19 protein-coding genes are annotated in these 18298 nt (G+C 67.8%); 14 read left to right on the top strand and 5 right to left on the bottom strand.

Features of this window, described 5'->3' with window-relative positions; translation table 11 throughout:
* Positions 1 to 31: 31 nt before the first annotated feature.
* Together AR540_RS11300 and dadA are read right to left on the bottom strand one after the other, a co-directional pair.
* Positions 32 to 388 (bottom strand): RidA family protein, encoded by a 357-nt coding sequence (locus AR540_RS11300; RefSeq protein ID WP_058761624.1) that lies wholly within the window; start codon positions 386 to 388, stop codon positions 32 to 34.
* Positions 363 to 1661 carry a D-amino acid dehydrogenase gene (gene dadA / locus AR540_RS11295; protein WP_059228945.1) on the bottom strand — a complete coding sequence of 433 codons (1299 nt, stop codon included), beginning with the start codon at positions 1659 to 1661 and terminating at the stop codon, positions 363 to 365. The genes AR540_RS11300 and dadA overlap by 26 nt, the downstream gene beginning before the upstream one ends.
* A gap of 156 nt (positions 1662 to 1817) precedes the next feature.
* On the opposite strand from dadA, the gene AR540_RS11290 reads away from it, so the two are divergent.
* The 11 genes from AR540_RS11290 to AR540_RS11240 all read left to right on the top strand — a co-directional run bounded on the left by AR540_RS11290 (position 1818) and on the right by AR540_RS11240 (position 11819).
* A complete protein-coding gene (locus AR540_RS11290) occupies positions 1818 to 2306 on the top strand; it encodes an Lrp/AsnC ligand binding domain-containing protein (protein ID WP_058785672.1) in 489 nt (162 codons plus the stop codon).
* 59 nt (positions 2307 to 2365) lie between these two features.
* Complete coding sequence (locus AR540_RS11285; RefSeq protein ID WP_059228943.1) at positions 2366 to 3646, top strand: NAD(P)/FAD-dependent oxidoreductase; 1281 nt, start codon at positions 2366 to 2368, stop codon at positions 3644 to 3646.
* A complete protein-coding gene (locus AR540_RS11280; RefSeq protein WP_059228941.1) occupies positions 3643 to 5193 on the top strand; it encodes a phospholipase D family protein in 1551 nt (516 codons plus the stop codon). Before AR540_RS11285 ends, AR540_RS11280 begins: the two co-directional genes overlap by 4 nt.
* 523 nt (positions 5194 to 5716) lie before the next feature.
* Positions 5717 to 6766: a biotin synthase BioB gene (gene bioB / locus AR540_RS11275; protein ID WP_027600655.1), complete on the top strand. Its 1050-nt coding sequence runs from the start codon at positions 5717 to 5719 to the stop codon at positions 6764 to 6766.
* A gap of 145 nt (positions 6767 to 6911) precedes the next feature.
* Positions 6912 to 8087: an 8-amino-7-oxononanoate synthase gene (bioF, locus tag AR540_RS11270; protein ID WP_059228939.1), complete on the top strand. Its 1176-nt coding sequence runs from the start codon at positions 6912 to 6914 to the stop codon at positions 8085 to 8087.
* A gap of 7 nt (positions 8088 to 8094) precedes the next feature.
* Positions 8095 to 8820, top strand: a complete 726-nt coding sequence (locus AR540_RS11265) for an alpha/beta fold hydrolase (protein ID WP_059228936.1) — start codon at positions 8095 to 8097, stop codon at positions 8818 to 8820.
* A complete protein-coding gene (gene bioC / locus AR540_RS11260) occupies positions 8801 to 9598 on the top strand; it encodes a malonyl-ACP O-methyltransferase BioC (RefSeq protein WP_059228934.1) in 798 nt (265 codons plus the stop codon). Before AR540_RS11265 ends, bioC begins: the two co-directional genes overlap by 20 nt.
* Before the next feature lie 5 nt (positions 9599 to 9603).
* The gene (gene bioD / locus AR540_RS11255; RefSeq protein WP_059228931.1) at positions 9604 to 10275 is read left to right on the top strand and encodes a dethiobiotin synthase; all 672 of its coding nucleotides are present in this window, start codon (positions 9604 to 9606) and stop codon (positions 10273 to 10275) included.
* A gap of 73 nt (positions 10276 to 10348) precedes the next feature.
* Entirely contained in the window at positions 10349 to 11221 is an 873-nt protein-coding gene (locus tag AR540_RS11250) for a curlin (RefSeq protein WP_059228930.1), read from the top strand.
* Between the two features lie 29 nt (positions 11222 to 11250).
* Entirely contained in the window at positions 11251 to 11463 is a 213-nt protein-coding gene (locus AR540_RS25725; protein ID WP_059228928.1) for a hypothetical protein, read from the top strand.
* Between the two features lie 89 nt (positions 11464 to 11552).
* A complete protein-coding gene (locus AR540_RS11240) occupies positions 11553 to 11819 on the top strand; it encodes a hypothetical protein (protein WP_059228926.1) in 267 nt (88 codons plus the stop codon).
* Between the two features lie 46 nt (positions 11820 to 11865).
* On the opposite strand, the gene AR540_RS26505 is transcribed toward AR540_RS11240, so the two are convergent.
* Positions 11866 to 12501: a methyl-accepting chemotaxis protein gene (locus tag AR540_RS26505; RefSeq protein ID WP_442963784.1), complete on the bottom strand. Its 636-nt coding sequence runs from the start codon at positions 12499 to 12501 to the stop codon at positions 11866 to 11868.
* Positions 12502 to 14108: 1607 nt separating this feature from the next.
* On the opposite strand from AR540_RS26505, the gene AR540_RS11230 reads away from it, so the two are divergent.
* Together AR540_RS11230 and AR540_RS11225 are read left to right on the top strand one after the other, a co-directional pair.
* On the top strand, positions 14109 to 14681 hold the full coding sequence (locus AR540_RS11230) for a xanthine phosphoribosyltransferase (RefSeq protein WP_059228920.1): 573 nt from the start codon (positions 14109 to 14111) through the stop codon (positions 14679 to 14681).
* A gap of 3 nt (positions 14682 to 14684) precedes the next feature.
* Positions 14685 to 15089 carry a YkgJ family cysteine cluster protein gene (locus AR540_RS11225; protein ID WP_058761639.1) on the top strand — a complete coding sequence of 135 codons (405 nt, stop codon included), beginning with the start codon at positions 14685 to 14687 and terminating at the stop codon, positions 15087 to 15089.
* A 299-nt stretch (positions 15090 to 15388) separates the two neighbouring features.
* Here AR540_RS11225 and AR540_RS11220 read toward each other — a convergent pair whose 3' ends face one another.
* Positions 15389 to 15703, bottom strand: a complete 315-nt coding sequence (locus AR540_RS11220; RefSeq protein ID WP_059229727.1) for a YkgJ family cysteine cluster protein — start codon at positions 15701 to 15703, stop codon at positions 15389 to 15391.
* A gap of 130 nt (positions 15704 to 15833) precedes the next feature.
* Here AR540_RS11220 and AR540_RS11215 point away from each other — a divergent pair, with 130 nt between their 5' ends.
* The gene (locus tag AR540_RS11215) at positions 15834 to 17537 is read left to right on the top strand and encodes a peptidoglycan D,D-transpeptidase FtsI family protein (RefSeq protein WP_059228918.1); all 1704 of its coding nucleotides are present in this window, start codon (positions 15834 to 15836) and stop codon (positions 17535 to 17537) included.
* Between the two features lie 264 nt (positions 17538 to 17801).
* Here AR540_RS11215 and AR540_RS11210 read toward each other — a convergent pair whose 3' ends face one another.
* Positions 17802 to 18254, bottom strand: coding sequence for a YiiD C-terminal domain-containing protein (locus AR540_RS11210; RefSeq protein WP_059228916.1), 453 nt, complete (start codon positions 18252 to 18254; stop codon positions 17802 to 17804).
* Positions 18255 to 18298: the final 44 nt, after the last annotated feature.

Here is an 18298-nt window from a genome sequence, read left to right as displayed (position 1 = left end):
CCCTCTCCCGGAGGGAGAGGGGATAAAGACGCTACGCCTTGACGGCGGCGATGACGTTCATCTCCACCAGGATGTCCGGCTTGGCCAGCTTGGCTTCCACCGTGGTGCGCCCCGGAGTGGCACCCTGGGCGACCCACTCGTCCCAGGCGCGATTCATGCCTTCGAAGTGCAGGGCGATGTCGCGCAGGAAGATGGTCACCACCAGGATGTGCTGCTTGTCGCTGCCGGCCTCGGCGAGGAATTTGTCGACGTTGGCCAGGGTCTCGCGGGTCTGCTGGTAGATGTCGCCGGAAAAGTCATCGGCCAACTGGCCGGCCAGGTAGACGGTACCGTTGTGGATGTTGATCTCGCTTAGGCGGCGATCAGTGTGCAGACGCTGTACGGGCATTGCGCGGGGACTCCTGGGTAGCATGATAACGGGAGATGTCGAGACCCTCGGCGCTGATCTGCGGCTGCTTGCGGGCGATCAGATCGGCCAGCAGGCGACCGGAACCGCAGGCCATGGTCCAGCCCAGCGTCCCGTGCCCGGTATTGAGGAACAGGTTGCGATAGCGGGTGGCGCCGACGATGGGGGTCCCGTCCGGGGTGGTGGGTCGCAAGCCGGTCCAGAAACTGGCCCGGGCGAGGTCACCGCCGCGAGGATAGAGATCCCCGGTGATCATTTCCAGGGTCGCGCGGCGACGCGGGTCCAGGCCCAGGTCGAAGCCGCAGATCTCGGCCATGCCGCCGACGCGAATGCGGTCGTCGAAGCGGGTGATGGCGACCTTGTAGGTCTCGTCGAGGATGGTCGAGGTCGGCGCCATGGCGGCATCGACGATGGGCACCGTCAGCGAATAGCCCTTGAGCGGATAGACCGGCGCTCGAATGCCCAGGGGCGCCAGCAGGCGCGGCGAGTAGCTCCCCAGGGCCAGGACGTAGTGGTCGGCGGTGAGCAGCTCGCCGTCGACCTTCACGCCGTCGATACGGTCGCCACTGGCACTGAGTTGCTCGATCTGGGCGCCGAAGCGGAATTCCACGCCCAGGCGGCGGGCTTCCTCGGCCAGGCGGTTGGTGAACAGGAAGCAGTCGCCGGTCTGGTCGTTGGGCAGGCGCAGGCCGCCGGCCAGCTTGTGCTTGACCGCCGCCAGCGCCGGTTCGACCCGGGCCACGCCATCGCGGTCGAGCAGCTCGAAGGGCACGCCGGAGCGCTCCAGGACGGCGATGTCCTTGGCCGCCGCATCCACCTGCTGCTGGGTGCGGAACACCTGGGTGGTGCCCAGCTGGCGACCTTCGTAGGCGATGCCGGTCTCCTGGCGCAGTTCGTCGAGGCAATCGCGGCTGTACTCGGACAGCCGCACCATGCGCTCCTTGTTCACCGCATAGCGGGCCGCAGTGCAGTTGCGCAGCATCTGCGCCATCCACAGGTACTGGTTGGCATCGCCGGTCAGGCGGATGGCCAGGGGCGCATGCTTCTGGAACAGCCACTTGAGCGCCTTGAGCGGCACGCCGGGCGCAGCCCAGGGCGAGGCATAGCCGGGGGAGACCTGGCCGGCGTTGGCATGGCTGGTCTCCAGGGCGGGACCGGCCTGGCGATCGACCACGACCACCTCGAAACCCTGGCGGGCCAGATAGTAGGCGCTGGTCGTGCCGATGACGCCGCTACCCAAAACCAGTACACGCATCGCTAGCTCCTGGCCGGCGAGAGGATTTCGCCGGCTTTCGTCGGAATGAAGGCAGATACGGCAAGTATAGAAAGCCGCGTGCAGTGCTAATCACTGAAGAATTGCCTATATTCGGAGTAATTTTCCGGTAAAGACCCCTTTGGCAGAGACCCCGCGATGCGTACCCATCACCAGGCCAGGCGCGAGCTGGACAAGATCGACCGCAACATCCTGCGCATCCTCCAGGAAGACGGGCGCATTTCCTTCACCGAGCTGGGCGAGCGGGTGGGCCTGTCCACCACCCCCTGCACCGAGCGCGTCCGCCGGCTGGAGCGCGAAGGCATCATCCAGGGCTACAACGCGCGCCTGAATCCGCAGCACCTCAAGGCCGGTCTGCTGGTGTTCGTCGAACTGAGCCTGGACTACAAGTCCGGCGACACCTTCGAGGAATTCCGCCGCGCCGTGCTCAAGCTGCCCCAGGTGCTGGAATGCCACCTGGTCTCCGGCGAGTTCGACTACCTGGTCAAGGCACGGATCTCCGAGATGGCCTCCTACCGCAAGCTGCTCGGCGACATCCTGCTCAAGCTCCCTCACGTGCGCGAATCCAAGAGCTATATCGTGATGGAGGAGATCAAGGAGACCCTGAGCCTGCCGGTGCCGGATTGAGGCTTTTCGCCGTGCGTCCGACGCGGTAGGGTCCCGCATCGCCCGAAGTGAAGCCGCCCATGTCCGCCCATGCCCCCTCCTACTACGCCGCCACCGTCAACCAGACGCTTAGCTTTTCGCACCTGGAGGGCGAGGTCCAGGCAGATGTCTGCGTGGTCGGCGGTGGCTTTTCCGGGCTCAATACCGCCCTGGAACTGGCCGAGCGCGGCGCGCGGGTGGTGCTGCTGGAGGCCCGGCGCATCGGCTGGGGCGCCAGCGGCCGCAATGGCGGCCAACTGATCCGCGGCGTCGGCCATGACGTCGAGCAGTTCGAACCGGAGGTAGGCGCCGAAGGTGTGCGCGAACTCAAGCGGCTGGGCTTCGAGGCGGTGGACCTGGTGCGCCAGCGCATCGCCCGGCACGGTATCGACTGCGACCTCACCTGGGGCTTCGCCGACCTGGCCAACAAGCCGCGCCACTGGCAGCACCTGCAGGAAGAGCATGCCGCGCTGCAGGCCCTGGGCTATCCCCATCCGCTGCGCCTGGTGCCCAAGGCCCAGCTGGCCGAGGTGGTCGGCTCCGACCGCTACCAGGGCGCCCTGGTGGACCAGGGCTCCGGCCACCTGCATCCACTCAACCTGGCCCTCGGCGAAGCCGCCGCGGCCCGGGCGCTGGGCGTGCAGCTCTTCGAGGACAGCCAGGTCATCCGCCTGGAATACGGCCCCAGGGTGCGGGTGCATACCGCTCGTGGCCGGGTGGGCGCCGACACCCTGGTGCTCTGCTGCAACGCCTATATCGATGACCTCCAGCCAGATCTCTCCGCCCAGGTCCTGCCGGCCGGCAGCTATGTGATCGCCACCGAGCCGCTGTCCGTCGAGCGCGCCACTCGCCTGCTGCCAGGTAATCGCGCGGTCTGCGACCAGAACGTGGCGGTGGACTATTTCCGCCTCTCCGCCGACCGCCGCCTGCTGTTCGGCGGTGCCTGCCACTATTCCGGACGCGATCCCAGGGACATCGCCGGCTACATGAGACCCAAGATGCTGGAGGTCTTCCCCGAGTTGGCGGATGTGCGGGTGGACTACGCCTGGGGCGGCATGATCGGCATCGGTGCCAACCGCCTGCCGCAGATCGGCCGGTTGCGCGAGCACCCCAACGTCTTCCATGCCCAGGCCTATGCGGGTCATGGGGTCAACGCCACCCACCTGGCCGGTCACCTGCTGGCGGAGGCGATCCTGGCCCAGTCGGCCGGTTTCGACCTCTTCGCCCAGGTACCCCATGCGCGCTTCCCCGGTGGGCGCCACCTGCGCTCGCCGCTACTGGCCCTGGGCATGCTCTGGTATCGCCTCAAGGACGCGCTGTGATCCGTCTGCTCGTCCCCCTGCTGCTGGCGCTGCTGGCCGGTTGCGCCACGCCCATCCCGCGCCACGCCTCCCAGGTCCTGCCCGCCACCGGCACCGCCCTGGACCGCCAGGTGCGCGCGGCCGGCGCCGCCCACCCGGGTCTGTCTGGCCTGCGCCTGCTGGAAACCAGCACCGATGCCTTCACCGCCCGCGCCGAGCTGATCCGCAAGGCCCAGCGCAGCCTGGACATCCAGTACTACATCGTCCACGACGGCCTGACCACCCGCCTGCTGGTCAACGAATTGCTCAAGGCGGCGGATCGCGGCGTGCGCATCCGCTTCCTCATCGACGACACCAGCAGCGACGGCAACGACTACCAGATAGCCGTGCTGGCGGCCCATCCCAATGTGCAGATCCGCGTCTTCAATCCGCTGCACCTGGGCCGCAGCACCGGCCCGACCCGGGCCCTGGGCCGGCTGGTGGATCTCAACCACCAGCACCGCCGGATGCACAACAAGCTGTGGCTGGCCGACGACAGTGTGGCCATCGTCGGCGGCCGCAACCTGGGCGACGAATACTTCGACGCTCGCCCGGAGATGAACTTCACCGACCTCGACCTGCTCGCCGCCGGCCCGGTGGCGCGCCAGCTGGGCACCAGCTTCGACCAGTACTGGAACAGCCCCCTGAGCCAGCCGGCCCGCCGACTGCGCTGGTTCGTCCCTTCGGCCGGCGCCCTGGTGCGGCTGCGCGAGCGCCTGCACGCCTATCTCGACAGCGAGCGCACCCGTGACCTCGCGCTCTACAACCGCCTGCGTCGCTACGCCACCGCGCCCCAGCTCGATGGCTGGCTGCAGGAGCTGACCTGGGCCCAGGCGCAGGCGCTCTGGGATGCGCCGCGCAAGGTCTTGGCCGATGACGAACCGGACTGGCAGCTGCTGCTCACCCGCCAGCTGCAACCGACCCTGGACGGCGCCCGGCACGAACTCCTGCTGGTGTCCTCCTATTTCGTGCCCATGGACCAGGGAGTCGCCTACCTGGGTGGCCTGGCCGCCCGAGGGGTCGATGTCCGGGTGCTGACCAACGCCCTGGAAGCCACCGACGTCCCCGCGGTACACGCCGGCTACGCGCCCTATCGCGCCGCCCTGCTGGCACAGGGCGTGAAGCTCTATGAGCTGCGCGCCCGCCCGGACCAGAAGAGATCCGCCCTGCCCTACAGCTTCGGCGAGTCCGAATCCAGCCTGCACAGCAAGGCCATGGCCATCGACGGGCGCTGGTCCTTCATCGGCTCCTTCAATTTCGATCCGCGCTCGGTACTGTGGAACACCGAGGTCGGCATCCTGGTGGACAGCCCGGCACTCACCGGCCACCTGCGCCAACTGATGCTGCAGGGCATGGCCCCCAGCGTGTCCTACGCGGTCGAGCGCGTCGAGGACCAGGGGCGGGTACGCCTGGAGTGGGTCAGCGAACGCGACGGCCAACCCCGGGTGCTGCACCATGAGCCCGGCAGCGCCTGGCGCCGCTTCAACGCCTGGGTGGTCAAGGCGGTGGGGCTGGAGCGGATGCTCTGACACAGGGTTAGGCTATCGCAGGCATCGGCGACCTGTAGGAGCAACGGTCTGCTTGCCTTATCGCGGCCATGGGCCGCTCCTACAGGCTGAATCGGTGTCTGTAGGAGCGACCGCATCGGCGGCCGCGGTCATCGCCGTAGCGTGGAAAACGGCGCAGCCTTTTCCACGGGGAGTGCGAAACTGGGTGTTCCCTCACCCCAGCCCTCTCCCAAAGGGAGAGGGGGGCGCTTCGAGCGGATGTTCGTCTCCGGTGGCTCAGGCGATAAGACAGTTGCTCCTACAGAAGCATCACACCCTGTAGGAGCGGCCCATGGCCCCGATTGGCCTCCAGCCTACGCCTTACCCGTCCCGAACTTGGCGCGGCCAAAGAACCCGATCCGCACCACACCTCGCCAATCTCCCTGCAAAGAATCCGGCAATTGATCATTTTATGAGCAGTAGTCGACCAAGACTTCAGCTAAGGTCGACCGCATTCAGCGGCCCCGCTCCGGCACCCGGCCGTCCAATGCATCGAGGATCTCCCATGAGCGCTACCGCCCTGCGTCACGACTGGACTCTCGCCGAAGTCCGCGCCCTGTTCCAGCAGCCCTTCAACGACCTGCTGTTCCAGGCCCAGGGCGTGCATCGCCAGCACTTCGATCCCAATCGCGTACAGGTCTCCACCCTGCTGTCGATCAAGACCGGCGCCTGCCCGGAAGATTGCAAGTACTGCCCCCAGTCCGGCCACTACAACACCGGCCTGGAAAAGGAAAAGCTGATGGAGGTGCAGAAGGTGCTGGAGGCGGCCGCCGAGGCCAAGGCCATCGGCTCCACCCGTTTCTGCATGGGCGCCGCCTGGAAGCATCCTTCCGCCAAGGACATGCCCTATGTCCTGCAGATGGTGCAGGGCGTGAAGGCCCTCGGCCTGGAGACCTGCATGACCCTCGGTCGCCTGGACCAGGAGCAGACCCGCGCCCTGGCCGACGCCGGCCTCGACTACTACAACCACAACCTGGACACCTCGCCGGAGTTCTACGGCAACATCATCACCACCCGCACCTACGGCGAGCGTCTGCAGACCCTGGCCTACGTCCGCGAAGCCGGGATGAAGATCTGCTCCGGCGGTATCCTCGGCATGGGCGAGTCGGTGGACGACCGCGCCGGCCTCTTGATCCAGCTGGCCAACCTGCCCGAGCATCCCGAGTCGGTGCCGATCAACATGCTGGTCAAGGTCCAGGGCACACCGCTGGCCGAAGAGAAGGACGTCGACCCCTTCGACTTCATCCGCACCCTGGCCGTGGCGCGCATCCTCATGCCCAAGTCCCATGTGCGCCTGTCCGCCGGTCGCGAGCAGATGAACGAGCAGATGCAGTCCCTGGCCTTCCTGGCCGGCGCCAACTCCATCTTCTATGGCGAGAAGCTGCTGACCACCGGCAACCCCCAGGCCGACAAGGACATGCAGCTGTTCGCCCGCCTCGGCATCCAGCCCGAAGCCCGTGAGGAGCACGCTGACGAGGTGCACCAGGCCGCCATCGAGCAGGCCCTGGTGGAACAGCGCAACGGCGAACTCTTCTACGACGCCGCCACCGCCTGACTGTCCCCCGTTCTTTCCCCCCTCCCCCAGGGAGAGGGCCGGGGTGAGGGAACACCCTTCAGCCAACCCGCGCTCCAGACCTCCCCCTCTCCCCTCGGGAGAGGGCTGGGGTGAGGGGCTCTAAGAACCACTGAGATACCACCCCATGGCCTTCGACCTCGCCGCCCGCCTGGCCCAGCGTCACGCCGAGCACCTCTATCGGCGCCGCCCGCTGCTGGAAGCGCCCCAGGGCCCCGAGGTGGTGGTGGATGGCGAAACCCTGCTGGCCTTCTGCAGCAACGACTACCTGGGCCTGGCCAATCACCCCCAGGTGATCGCCGCCCTGCGCGCGGGCGCCGAGCGCTGGGGCGTGGGCGGCGGCGCCTCGCACCTGGTGATCGGCCACAGCGGTCCGCATCACGCGGTCGAAGAAGCCCTGGCCGAACTCACCGGGCGGCCGCGTGCCCTGCTGTTCTCCACCGGCTACATGGCCAACCTGGCGGCGGTCACCGCCCTGGTCGGGCGTGGCGATACGGTGCTGGAAGACCGCCTCAACCACGCCTCCCTGCTCGACGCCGGCCTGCTCAGCGGCGCGCGCTTCGCCCGCTACCTGCACAACGACCCCGCCAGCCTCGCCGCGCGCCTGGCCAAGGCCGAGGGCGACACCCTGGTGGTCACCGACGGCGTCTTCAGCATGGACGGCGACCTCGCCGATTTGCCGGAACTCTGCCAGGTCGCCCAGCGCCACGGCGCCTGGACCCTGGTGGACGACGCCCACGGCATCGGCACCCTGGGCGCCACCGGCGGCGGCATCGTCGAGCACTTCGGCCTGGACCAGTGCCAGGTCCCCGTGCTGGTCGGTACCCTGGGCAAGGCCTGCGGCACCGCCGGGGCCTTCGTCGCCGGCAGCGAGGAGCTGATCGAGACGCTGATCCAGTTCGCCCGGCCCTACATCTACACCACCAGCCAGCCGCCGGCGGTGGCCTGCGCCACCCTCGCCGCCCTGCAGCTCGTCCGCGAAGAGGGCTGGCGCCGTGAGCTCCTGCACACTTTGATCCAGAGATTCCGCACGGGCGCGACGGCCCTCGGCCTGGACCTTATGCTCAGCGCCACGCCGATCCAGCCGATCCTGGTCGGCGACAGCGCGCGCGCCCTCGCACTCTCCGCCGCCCTGCGTCGGCGCGGGATTCTGGTCACCGCCATCCGACCGCCCACCGTACCGGCCGGCAGCGCCCGCCTGCGGGTGACCCTGACGGCGGCCCATCGCGAAGCGCACGTGGACCTCTTGCTCGACGCTCTGGCCCAGGCCATGGCCGAATTACCGCCCGACGCGGATAAGTGACCGACCGATGCGCGATACCCTGATCTTGCTGCCCGGCTGGGGCCTGGGCAGTGCCCCGCTGGAGCCCCTGCGTGACGAACTCGTCGAGCAGGCCCCCTTCCTCGACGTGCTGATCGAGCCGCTGCCGACCCTGACCGACACCCAGGCCTGGTTCACCGACCTGGAAGCCCGCATCGCCGACGGCGTCTGGCTGGCCGGCTGGTCGCTGGGCGGCATGCTCGCCAGCGAATTCACCCTGCGCCGCCCGGAAGGCGTGCACGGCCTGATCACCCTGGCCAGCAATGCCTGCTTCGTCGCCCGGGCCGGCTGGCAGACCGCCATGGCGCGCAGCGTCTTCACCGACTTCTTCGAAGCCTGCTCGCTGGATGCCGACCAGACCCTCAGGCGCTTCACCCTGCTGGTGGCCCAGGGCGCCCGCGACAGCCGTACCCTCGCCCGCCAGTTGCAGGTGACCCTGCCCGAGGTCGAGCCCGAGGTGGTCCTCGCCGGCCTGGAGCTGCTGGCGCGCCTGGACACCCGCGCTGCCCTGCAGGCCTTCAATGGCCCCCAGCTGCTTCTGTTCGGCGCCCACGACGCCCTGGTCCCGGCCAGCGCCGCCCAGGCGCTGCGCGACGACTTGCCCGCTGCCCAGATCGAGGTGCTGGAGCACGCCAGCCATGGCCTGCCCCTGGAGCGCCCGGACGAGGTGGCCACCCGTATCCGTGAATTCATCTATGCAGGACGCGATGGCTGACGTATTGCCCGACAAGCGCCAGGTGGCGCTGTCCTTTTCCCGCGCCGCCGAACACTACGACGGCGCCGCCCTGCTGCAACGCCGGGTCGCCGATCGCCTCCTCGCCCGGCTACCGAACCTGCAACCTCAGCGCTGGCTGGACCTGGGCAGCGGTACCGGCTATTGCAGCCGCGCCCTGGCCCGCAGTCATCCGCAGGCCGAGGGCCTGGCCCTGGACCTGGCACCCGGCATGCTCCGCCACGCCCGAGCGCTGGGCGCCGGCGCCCGGCACTACCTGACCGCCGACGCCGAGCGCCTGCCGCTGCGCGACGCCTGCTGCGACCTCATCCTCTCCAGTCTGGCGCTGCAGTGGTGCCCGGACCTGCCCACCGTGCTCGCCGAGGCCCGACGCAGCCTGCGACCGGGCGGGGTGCTGGCCTTCAGCAGCCTGGTCGAGGGCACCCTCGACGAGCTGCGCCAGAGCTGGGCCCAGGTGGACGCCCAGGTGCACGTCAATCGCTTCCGTCGTCAGGTCGCCTACGCCGAGGCCGCCGCGGCCAGCGGCCTGGCGACGCTGGCCCTGGAGGTCGAACCCGAGCGGCTGCATTTCCCGGACCTGCGCGCCCTCACCCAGCACCTCAAGGCCATCGGTGCCCACAACCTCAACCAGGGACGTCCCCAGGGCCTCACCGGTCGCCAGCGCCTGGCGGCCTTCACCCAGGCTTACGAAAGCCTGCGGCAACCCGCCGGCCTGCCCGCCACCTACCAGGTGATCCACGTCCTGCTGCGCAAGGAATGACCGCCATGCACTCCTACTTCGTCACCGGTACCGACACCGAGATCGGCAAGACCACCATCGCCGCCGGCCTGCTGCACCGGGCGCGTCTGCAAGGCCTCAGTACCGCCGGGATCAAGCCGGTGGCCTCCGGTTGCGAACGCACCGCCGAGGGCCTGCGCAACGGCGACGCCCTGGCCCTGCTCGGCGAGACCTCGCTGCCGCTCACCTACGCCGACATCAACCCCATCGCCCTGGAACCCGCCATCGCCCCGCACCTGGCGGCGCGCGAGGCGGGAATCGACCTCAGCGTCGCCACCCTGGCCGCGCCGGTGCGGCGGATCCTGGCGCTGCAGGCCGACTTCAGCCTGGTGGAAGGCGCCGGCGGCTGGCGCGTGCCCCTGGCCGGGCGCGAATCGCTGTCCGATCTCGCCCGCGCACTGGACCTGCCAGTGATCCTGGTGGTGGGAGTACGCCTGGGGTGCATCAACCACGCCCTGCTCAGCGCCGAGGCCATCCGCGCCGACGGCCTGCCGCTGGCCGGCTGGGTGGCCAACCTGGTGGCGCCGGCCACCCTGCGCCTGGACGACAACCTCGCCACCCTGCACGAGCGCCTACCGGCGCCCTGCCTGGGCACCGTGCCGCACCTGGCCCAGGCCACCCCCGCCGCGGTCGCCGCGCACCTGCACCTGCCCGGTTGATATCAGTCTTTCGGGCGATGGCCGCTCGGCCAGGGCGGCGGCAGACTGCCTTGTCTGTCGTTGCCGGATAACCATGGTGCCCATCCCCAAACTCCTCACCTGCCTGGGCCTGCTCGGCCTGACCAGCCATGCCTGGGCGCTGGACAACCAGACCCTCGTGGAGCAGCGCGGCGAACGCCTCGGCGCCGTCCTGACCCAGGAAGCCGGCACCCGCCAGGGCACCCTGGAGGTGGTCCAGAGCGGGCGCGCCAGCCAGGCCTATCTCACCCAGCGCGAGTCCCAGGCGGACCGCACTCGCGTCGAGCAGGGCGGCGTCGGCAATTTCACCAACGTCACCCAGGCCGCCGGTGGCGCGCGCGAGGTCGCCATCGACCAGCGCGAGGCCAGCCAGAGCCATGCCTACGTCTATCAGGGCCACGGCCTGCACAATGGGGTGGAGATCGTCCAGAACGGCCTGCAGAACGAAGCCCTGGTGCGCCAGGGTGGCGACGACCAACGTATGGCCATCGAGCAGTACGGCGCGCGCAACCAGCTGAATCTGTTCCAGGACGGCCGCGACAGCGGTAGTCGCTCGCGGCTCGGGCAGGTCGGCGACGACCATGTTCAGGACGTGCTGAGCCTGGGCGCGCGCAACGAGATCGATCTGTTGCAAGGCGGCGGCGGCAACCGCGCCGTGGTCGAGCAGCGGGGCGACGACAACTACGCCGGAGTCCGCCAGGGCTCGCGGCAGCAGGGCGTCCAGCTGATCCAGATCGGCAATCGCAACAGCGCGACGGTGCAGCAGAACGGCCTCGAAGAAAGACCCCAGAGCGTCAGCGCACGACAGCTCGGCGACGACAATGCCGTCCAGGCGAGCGTGACCGGCGACGGCAATCGCCTCGAGCTGCAGCAACAAGGCAATCGCAACGCCGCCCGGGGCTGGTCGGCGGCGACGACTCACGCCTGACGCTGAGCGCCCTGGGTAACGACAACGAGGTGAGCGTCTCCTGGCTCGGCGACCACGTCGCACTCGACGTCGAACAGCTCGGCGATGGCCACGTCGTCCAGGCTGCCTTGGTCAGCGATACCCGGATCGATGTCGGTCAGCAGGGCGCAGGCCAGTACGCCACCGTCAGCCAGCTGGGCGAGGGCAACGGCCTTAGCCTGCGCCAGAGTGGCCAGGGCAACCGGGCGACGATCCAGCAATAGCGGGACACAGGTGGTCACAGAGAACGGTGGTTAGTTGGCGTCAAAAATGGTTCAATAGCCCTTTGACATCACCGTCGAGGACCTGGTCCATGAACGTGACATCAAGCAACTCGCTCTACGGCGGCCTGCAGGCCTTCCAGAACGGTAGCCGTATGGTCGACAAGGCCGGCACCGCCATCGCCTCCCAGACCGCGCGCAACCAGGAACAAGCCCTGGGTGCGACCACCAACAGCGAGGCCGATCTGGCCAGCCAGCTGGTCAATCTGGATGTCGGCAAGTACCAGGCACTGGCCGGCAGCAAGGTCATGCAGACCGCTCAGGAAACCCTCGGGACCCTGATCGATACCAAGGTCTGATCGTACATCTTGGTTGAAAGGGGCGCCTGGGCGCCCCTTTCGTCTTTCAGCTCAGACGGAATTTCGTGGTGTTGGCCACCAGGGTTCGGCTGCCCTCGGCCAGCCCGGCTGCCGTGTTCTGCACGGTGCGGGCGTTGCCGAGCAGATCGGCGGCGGCGGCATCGATCTGCTGGATGTTGCCGCTGACCTCGTCGGCAGTAGCCGCCTGCTGCTCGGCCGCCGTGGCGATCTGCACCAGGGTATCCGACACTCCCTGCACCGATTCGGCGATTTCCTCCAGCCGTCGCCCCAGGCCGGTGACCGACTGGGCGTCGCTGGCGGCCTGGCCACAGGCCTCCTGCATCAGGGACACGGCCTGGGCCACGGTGCTGCTCAGGCTGCCGACGGTCCCGGCGATCTGCGCCGTGGAGGCCTGGGTGCGTTGCGACAGCGAGCGCACCTCATCGGCCACCACCGCGAAGCCGCGCCCCTGATCGCCCGCCCGCGCCGCCTCGATGGCCGCGTTGAGCGCCAAGAGGTTGGTCTGCTCGGCGATGCCGCGAATCACGTCCACCACCTGCTGAATCTGCCCGGCCTGGGCATTGACCTGGGCCATGGCCTCGGCGGTGTCGCCCAGCCGCTGGTTCAGCCGCTGGATGCTGCTGGTGGTGTGCCGGCTGTCGTGCTGGCTGGCCTGGGCCATCTCGCGCATCTGCTCGGCGCGCCCGGCAGCCTGCTCGCAACTCTCCGCCACACCCTGGGCCGTAGCGGCCAATTCGGTCGCCGCGGTGGCGATCTGGGTGATTTGCAGGCGCTGGGCCTCCACTGCACCCAGGGCCGACTCGGCCTGCTGGCCCAACTGCCCGGAGGCGACGCCCACCTGGCGACTCTCCTGGTCGACCGACCGCAGGCTGCTGCGCAGCTGGACCACGGCCACATCCAGCGCCTGGCCGATGTCGGCCAGTTCGTCGCGGCCGATGATCCGGGCGGTGCGGGTCAGATCGCCATCGCGCAGGCCTTCGGCCAGGGTGGTGATGCCGCGGGCACTGCCGCGAATGGCTGCTTGCATGCACAGCAGCAGGTAGCAGGTGACGATCAGCAGCAGGCCAAAGCCGGTGGCGATGACGCTGAAATTGCGCACCGCCTCGGCATCGTAGTACTGCAACCGGCTATCGAGGCTACCCAGGGTCTGCTGCCGGAAGGTCTGCAGCCCCTGCAGGACACCGTCGATGGTCGCCTCGAACTGCTCCGGCTTGAAGGTGATCTCGGCGCCATACAGGCCTTCATCGATGCGCTTGAGGCTGGCATCCAGCTGGCCCAGCAGTTGCTGGTAGTCGCTTCTCCAGCTGGCCATGCCGGCAGGTAGCTTGTCGCTGAGCAGGGCGCCGACCTTGACCAGGCTGTCGCGGGAGTCACCGACGCGCGCGCGCAGGTCGCGCAGTTGCAGGCGGCTCTGCAGGCTGAATTGCCCCGCCACCACGCTGGTCTGGCCGATGCTGCCCAACCGGCCCAGGCGCTCGGTCAGATCGACCGACTGCGTCGTGCCGATCTGCATCAGCAGATAGGTCTCCAGCCAGGGATCGAGGATCAGGCCGCTGCTGAGAGCGATCTCTTCGCGCAGCGCCTGAACGGCGACCAGCGCATTGGTCAGGCGGTCGTAGCCATCCGGCCACCAGCCCAGACTGCGCAGGTCGTCGACCCCCAGGCCTTTCAGCGCCTGCTGCAGGGCCTCCATCCGCCCGCTCACGCCGGCGCCCAGGCTTTCCGCCTCAACCTGTCGTTGCAGCGCGGCCAGGCGCTCCTGGCGGTTGGCGATGCGTTTCTCCATGGCCGCGATGGCGGCCTGCACGGCCGGCGTCGGTTCGCGCGCGACGTCGATGGCCTTCCAGCGCGCGGTCAGATTGCGCTGGGCGATGATCCCCGCCTCCAGCGCATCCAGCCGCTGCAACAGGCGGACCCCGCTGCGCTCGCCGCTGACGGTCGCCAGCTTGGCCTGGAAATCCGCGCCCAACAGCCAGAGGCTGATCCCCATGGGCAACAGGAACAGCACGAACAGCACGGCGAACTTGCGGGCGAAGCCGAAACGGCTCAACACCCGAATCCCTGGTGACAGTAAAACACCCATGACCGACCGCTCCTGTGTTCATTACGGCTGAACATCGCCGGCTGCCCGCTGCGGGTGCCCATAGGACGATTTGTCGGCAAACTAACGACTTTCTTGATGGATAGGGCACAATCGCCGCCCTTCCCGTTTCTCTCGACCCGGTCCGGCCTGCCAGGACCGGGCTTTGCCGTCAAAGGACCGCCCGCGTGGACCGCCTCAAAGCCAAGATCCGTACCGAAGGCCAAGTACTCTCCGAGCAGGTGCTCAAGGTCGATGCCTTCCTCAATCACCAGATCGATCCGGCCCTCATGCAAGCCATTGGCCAGGAGTTCGCCCGACGCTTCGCTGACGCCGGCATCACCAAGATCGTGACCATCGAAGCCTCGGGCATCGCCCCGGCGGTGATGACCGGAATGGAGCTGGGCGTGCCGGTGATCTTCGCCCGCAAGCACCAGTCGCTGACGCTCACGGACAATCTACTGGTCGCCAGTGTCTATTCCTTTACCAAGCAGACGGAGAGCACCATAGCCGTCTCGACCATGCATCTGTCGTCCGCCGATCGGGTGCTGATCATCGACGACTTCCTCGCCAACGGTAAGGCGGCCAAGGCGCTGATCTCCATCATCGGTCAGGCCGGCGCCCAGGTCGTGGGCCTGGGCATCGTCATCGAGAAATCCTTCCAGGCCGGTCGCGCCGAACTCGACGCCCAGGGCTATCGGGTCGAGTCCCTGGCCCGTGTCGCCTCCCTGGCCGATGGCCAGGTCACCTTCGCCGAGTAAGCCATGGCCCAGATACTGCGCATTCTCGGGGCCGATCTCGATCGCACCGAAACCTGGATCCGCTACGACAAGGCCATGTGCCTGGACTGCGTCTCCAGTTGCTGCACCCTGCCGGTGGAGGCGCGGCTGTCCGACCTGATCCGCATGGGCGTGGTGGACGAGTTCGAGAAGGGCGAGCCGCTCAAGGACATCGCCAAGCGGCTGAAGAAGGACGGCATCGTCGAGCGCCTCAACGCCAAGACCGGGCTGTTCACCCTGGTGCGGCTGTCCAACAACGACTGCCTCTATCTGCACCCGAAGACCCGGCTGTGCACCATTTACGATCAGCGCCCGGAAACCTGCCGCAACCACCCCAGGGTCGGACCGCGGCCAGGGTACTGCGCCTACAAGCCGCAGAAGCTGCGCTGAATATCTGATCGCGGCCATTGGCCGCTCCTACGGCAACGTCCGCGCCTGTAGGAGCAACTGTCTTATCGCTGTGGGGATACCTCACGTAGCGTGGAAAACGGCGTAGCCTTTTCCATTGGAGACTTCGTGGCGAGGAGGCCCTCACCCCAACCCTCTCCCGAGGGGAGAGGGGGCTGTCCGAGCAGGCGTTCAGTTTCATCAGCCACGCAAGATCACGTTAAACCGGCGTGCCTCTTCCTGTAGGAGCGGCCCAGGGCCGCGATAGGACCATCCGGCGGCCCAGACTTTCAGGCGAACCGCTAGAAATCGCCATTCTCCATCGCCCTTTTCATATCCTCCCGCTCCTCCAGACACTCCGGCCCGGCCATGTCGAAGATCCGGCAGACCCAGGGCCGCACCTCGTAGATGCTGCAATTCATCTGCTCGCGATCCAGGGCCGCGCACCAGCCGTCGTCGAGGCGCCTCATGCGGGTACCGGTCCAGTCTTCCTCGATGTAGCGGGCGGGCACGCCGGCATCGTCGAACAGCAGCACTTCCTGGCGGCAGCACCACGCCTGGCAGCTGTCGCAGGTCACGGTGGGAGGGGTGAGATCGTGCAGGGGGATGTCGCTCATGGGCGGAGTGTAACGCGCCGTGTCGCCCAGCGGTTTCCGGGCGATGGCCGGAGCAGTTACCATGCGCGCTCCCGAATGGTTGTAACCAGTTGTGACCATGCCCAAGCCCTCTTCCCGCGCAGGAGCCGCCATGACGGCCGCACCCCGCTATCGCTTCTATGTCGTGGTCATCGTGCTGGTCCTGCTGACCTGCGTGGTCGCCGGTCGCATCACCTATCTCAAGCTGTTCGACGCCGACTTCCTCGGTGACCAGGGCGACCGCCGCTCGGTGCGCCACATTCCCATCCCGGTCACCCGCGGCATGATCACCGACCGCAATGGCGCCCCCCTGGCGGTCTCCACCGAGGTGGTGACCATCTGGTGCAACCCGGCGGAGATGCAGGACAGCGCCGACCAGTTGGGTCGGCTGGCCCAGGCCATCCACAAGCCCGAAGCCGAGCTGCGCAACCTCATCCTCGGCCACCCGGAAAAGCACTTCCTCTACCTGGCCCGCGCCCTCTCGCCCATCGACGGCGAGAACATCATGGCCCTGGGCGTGCCCGGCGTGCGCCAGATCAAGGAGTACAAGCGCTACTACCCCAGTTCCGACCTGGTGGCCCAGGTGATCGGCATGGTCAACATCGACGGCCACGGCCAGGAAGGCCTGGAGCTGGGCTTCGAGGACTGGCTGGCCGGGCGCAGCGGCGTGCGCGAGGTGCTGATCAACCCGCGCGGCTCGGTGGTCAAGAACATCCGCGTGGTGCGCCAGCCGCAACCGAGCAAGGACGTCGCCCTGTCCATCGACCTGCGCCTGCAGTTCATCGCCTACCGCGCCCTGCAGAACGCGGTGGAGAAGTTCGGCGCCCAGTCCGGGTCCGCCGTGCTGGTCGATCCCAAGACCGGTCAGATCCTGGCAATGACCAACTTCCCCTCCTACAACCCCAACAACCGGGCAACGCTGCAGATCCCCAACATGCGCAACCGTACCCTGACCGATGCCTTCGAGCCCGGTTCGGTGATCAAGCCGTTCAGCATGTCGGTGGCCCTGGCCTCGGGCCGATTCAGCGAGAACAGCACCGTGGACGTGGCGCCCGGCTGGATGACCATCGACGGCCACACCATCCACGACGTGGCCAAGCGTGGTGTGCTGACCATGACCGGGGTGCTGCTCAACTCCTCCAACATCGGCATGAGCAAGGTGGCCCTGCAGATCGGCCCGCTGCCCATCTACGAACAGCTCAGCCGCGTCGGCTTCGGCAATCCCATGGAACTGGGCTTCCCCGGCGAGAACGCCGGCTACCTGCCCGGCCATACCAAGTGGTCGCAGATCGCCACCGCCAGCATGTCCTTCGGCTACAGCCTGGCGGTCAACGTCGCCGAGCTGGCCCAGGCCTACTCGGTGATCGCCAACGACGGCAAACTCACGCCCCTGACCCTGCTCAAGGACCAGAAACAGCAAGGGGTGCAGGCCATGGACCCGACCATCGCCCGGCGCATCCGCATGATGCTCAACCATGTGGTGGAGGACGAGGGCGGGGTATATCGCGCCCGGGTGCCCGGCTACCATGTGGCCGGCAAGTCCGGTACCGCGCGCAAGGCCGGCGCCGGTAGCTATACGGAGCACGCCTATCGCTCGCTGTTCGTCGGCATGGCACCGGCGGCGGATCCCAAGCTGGTGCTGGCGGTGATGCTCGACAGCCCAACCAAGGAAGGTTACTTCGGCGGCCTGGTCTCGGCACCGACCTTCAGCGAGATCATGTCCGGCGCGCTGCGCGCCCTGGCCGTGCCACCGGACAACCTGCCCAAGACCGATACCGCCCAGCAGGCATCCGCCGAGTCCCACTCCCACGGCTGACCTGGTGCCGGAAACGCAAAGGGCGACCCCAGGGGTCGCCCTTTTTCATACCAGGCCCGTCGTCAGGGCCCGTTCAAAGTCTCATGAGCCAGAGTCAGACGAGGCCTGGGCGACCCCGCGAAAATACCTGGGGAAGCGGATCGGACTCGCGCGCGAGTTCACGAGTGGTAAATGAGCATGGCGACGGGGCCGCCCAGGTGGACTGGCGATCCAGGGTCCTTTCAACGCCGTTTGGCCGACGCGCAGCAGACTTTGGACAGGCTCTCAGCGATGCAGCACGTACTGGCCGCTGAAGCGCACGCCATCCTCGCCACTCTCGGTGACGATACGTGACTGCAGGGTGATGCGCGCCCGCCCGCGACGGCGGAAGGTGGTCTCGAAGCGCTCCCAGGCGCGCTCCTCGGCCGGCTCGCCATAGGCCAGGGCGTCGGCGATGATCGGCCGCGGATAGCTGATCTGGCCTTCCTGGATGAGGATGTGCCCTTCCTCGATGCCCGCCTCGCGCAGCCGCAGGTACAGCCAGCCCCAACCGGCCAGCACGGCCACGCAGTAGAGGCTGCCGCCGAACATGGTGCTGGCGTGGTTGATGTTGGCGTCCAGCGGCGCGTGCAGTTGCAGGCGATGCTCGCTCCAGTCGCGGACTTCCAGGCCCAGGGCCTTGGTGATGGGAATATCGTGGTGCAGCAGGGATTCGAGGTGACGGCAGTCGCGGCTCATGCCGGGGTCCTTACAGACAAAATTTCACTATCGGGAGCAGACGC

Source organism: Pseudomonas sp. EpS/L25, from assembly GCF_001512295.1.
Taxonomy (GTDB): Bacteria; Pseudomonadota; Gammaproteobacteria; order Pseudomonadales; family Pseudomonadaceae; genus Chryseomonas.
The sequence above is the reverse complement of the archived record's forward strand: the minus strand, read 5'-3'. Positions and strand labels throughout refer to the sequence as shown.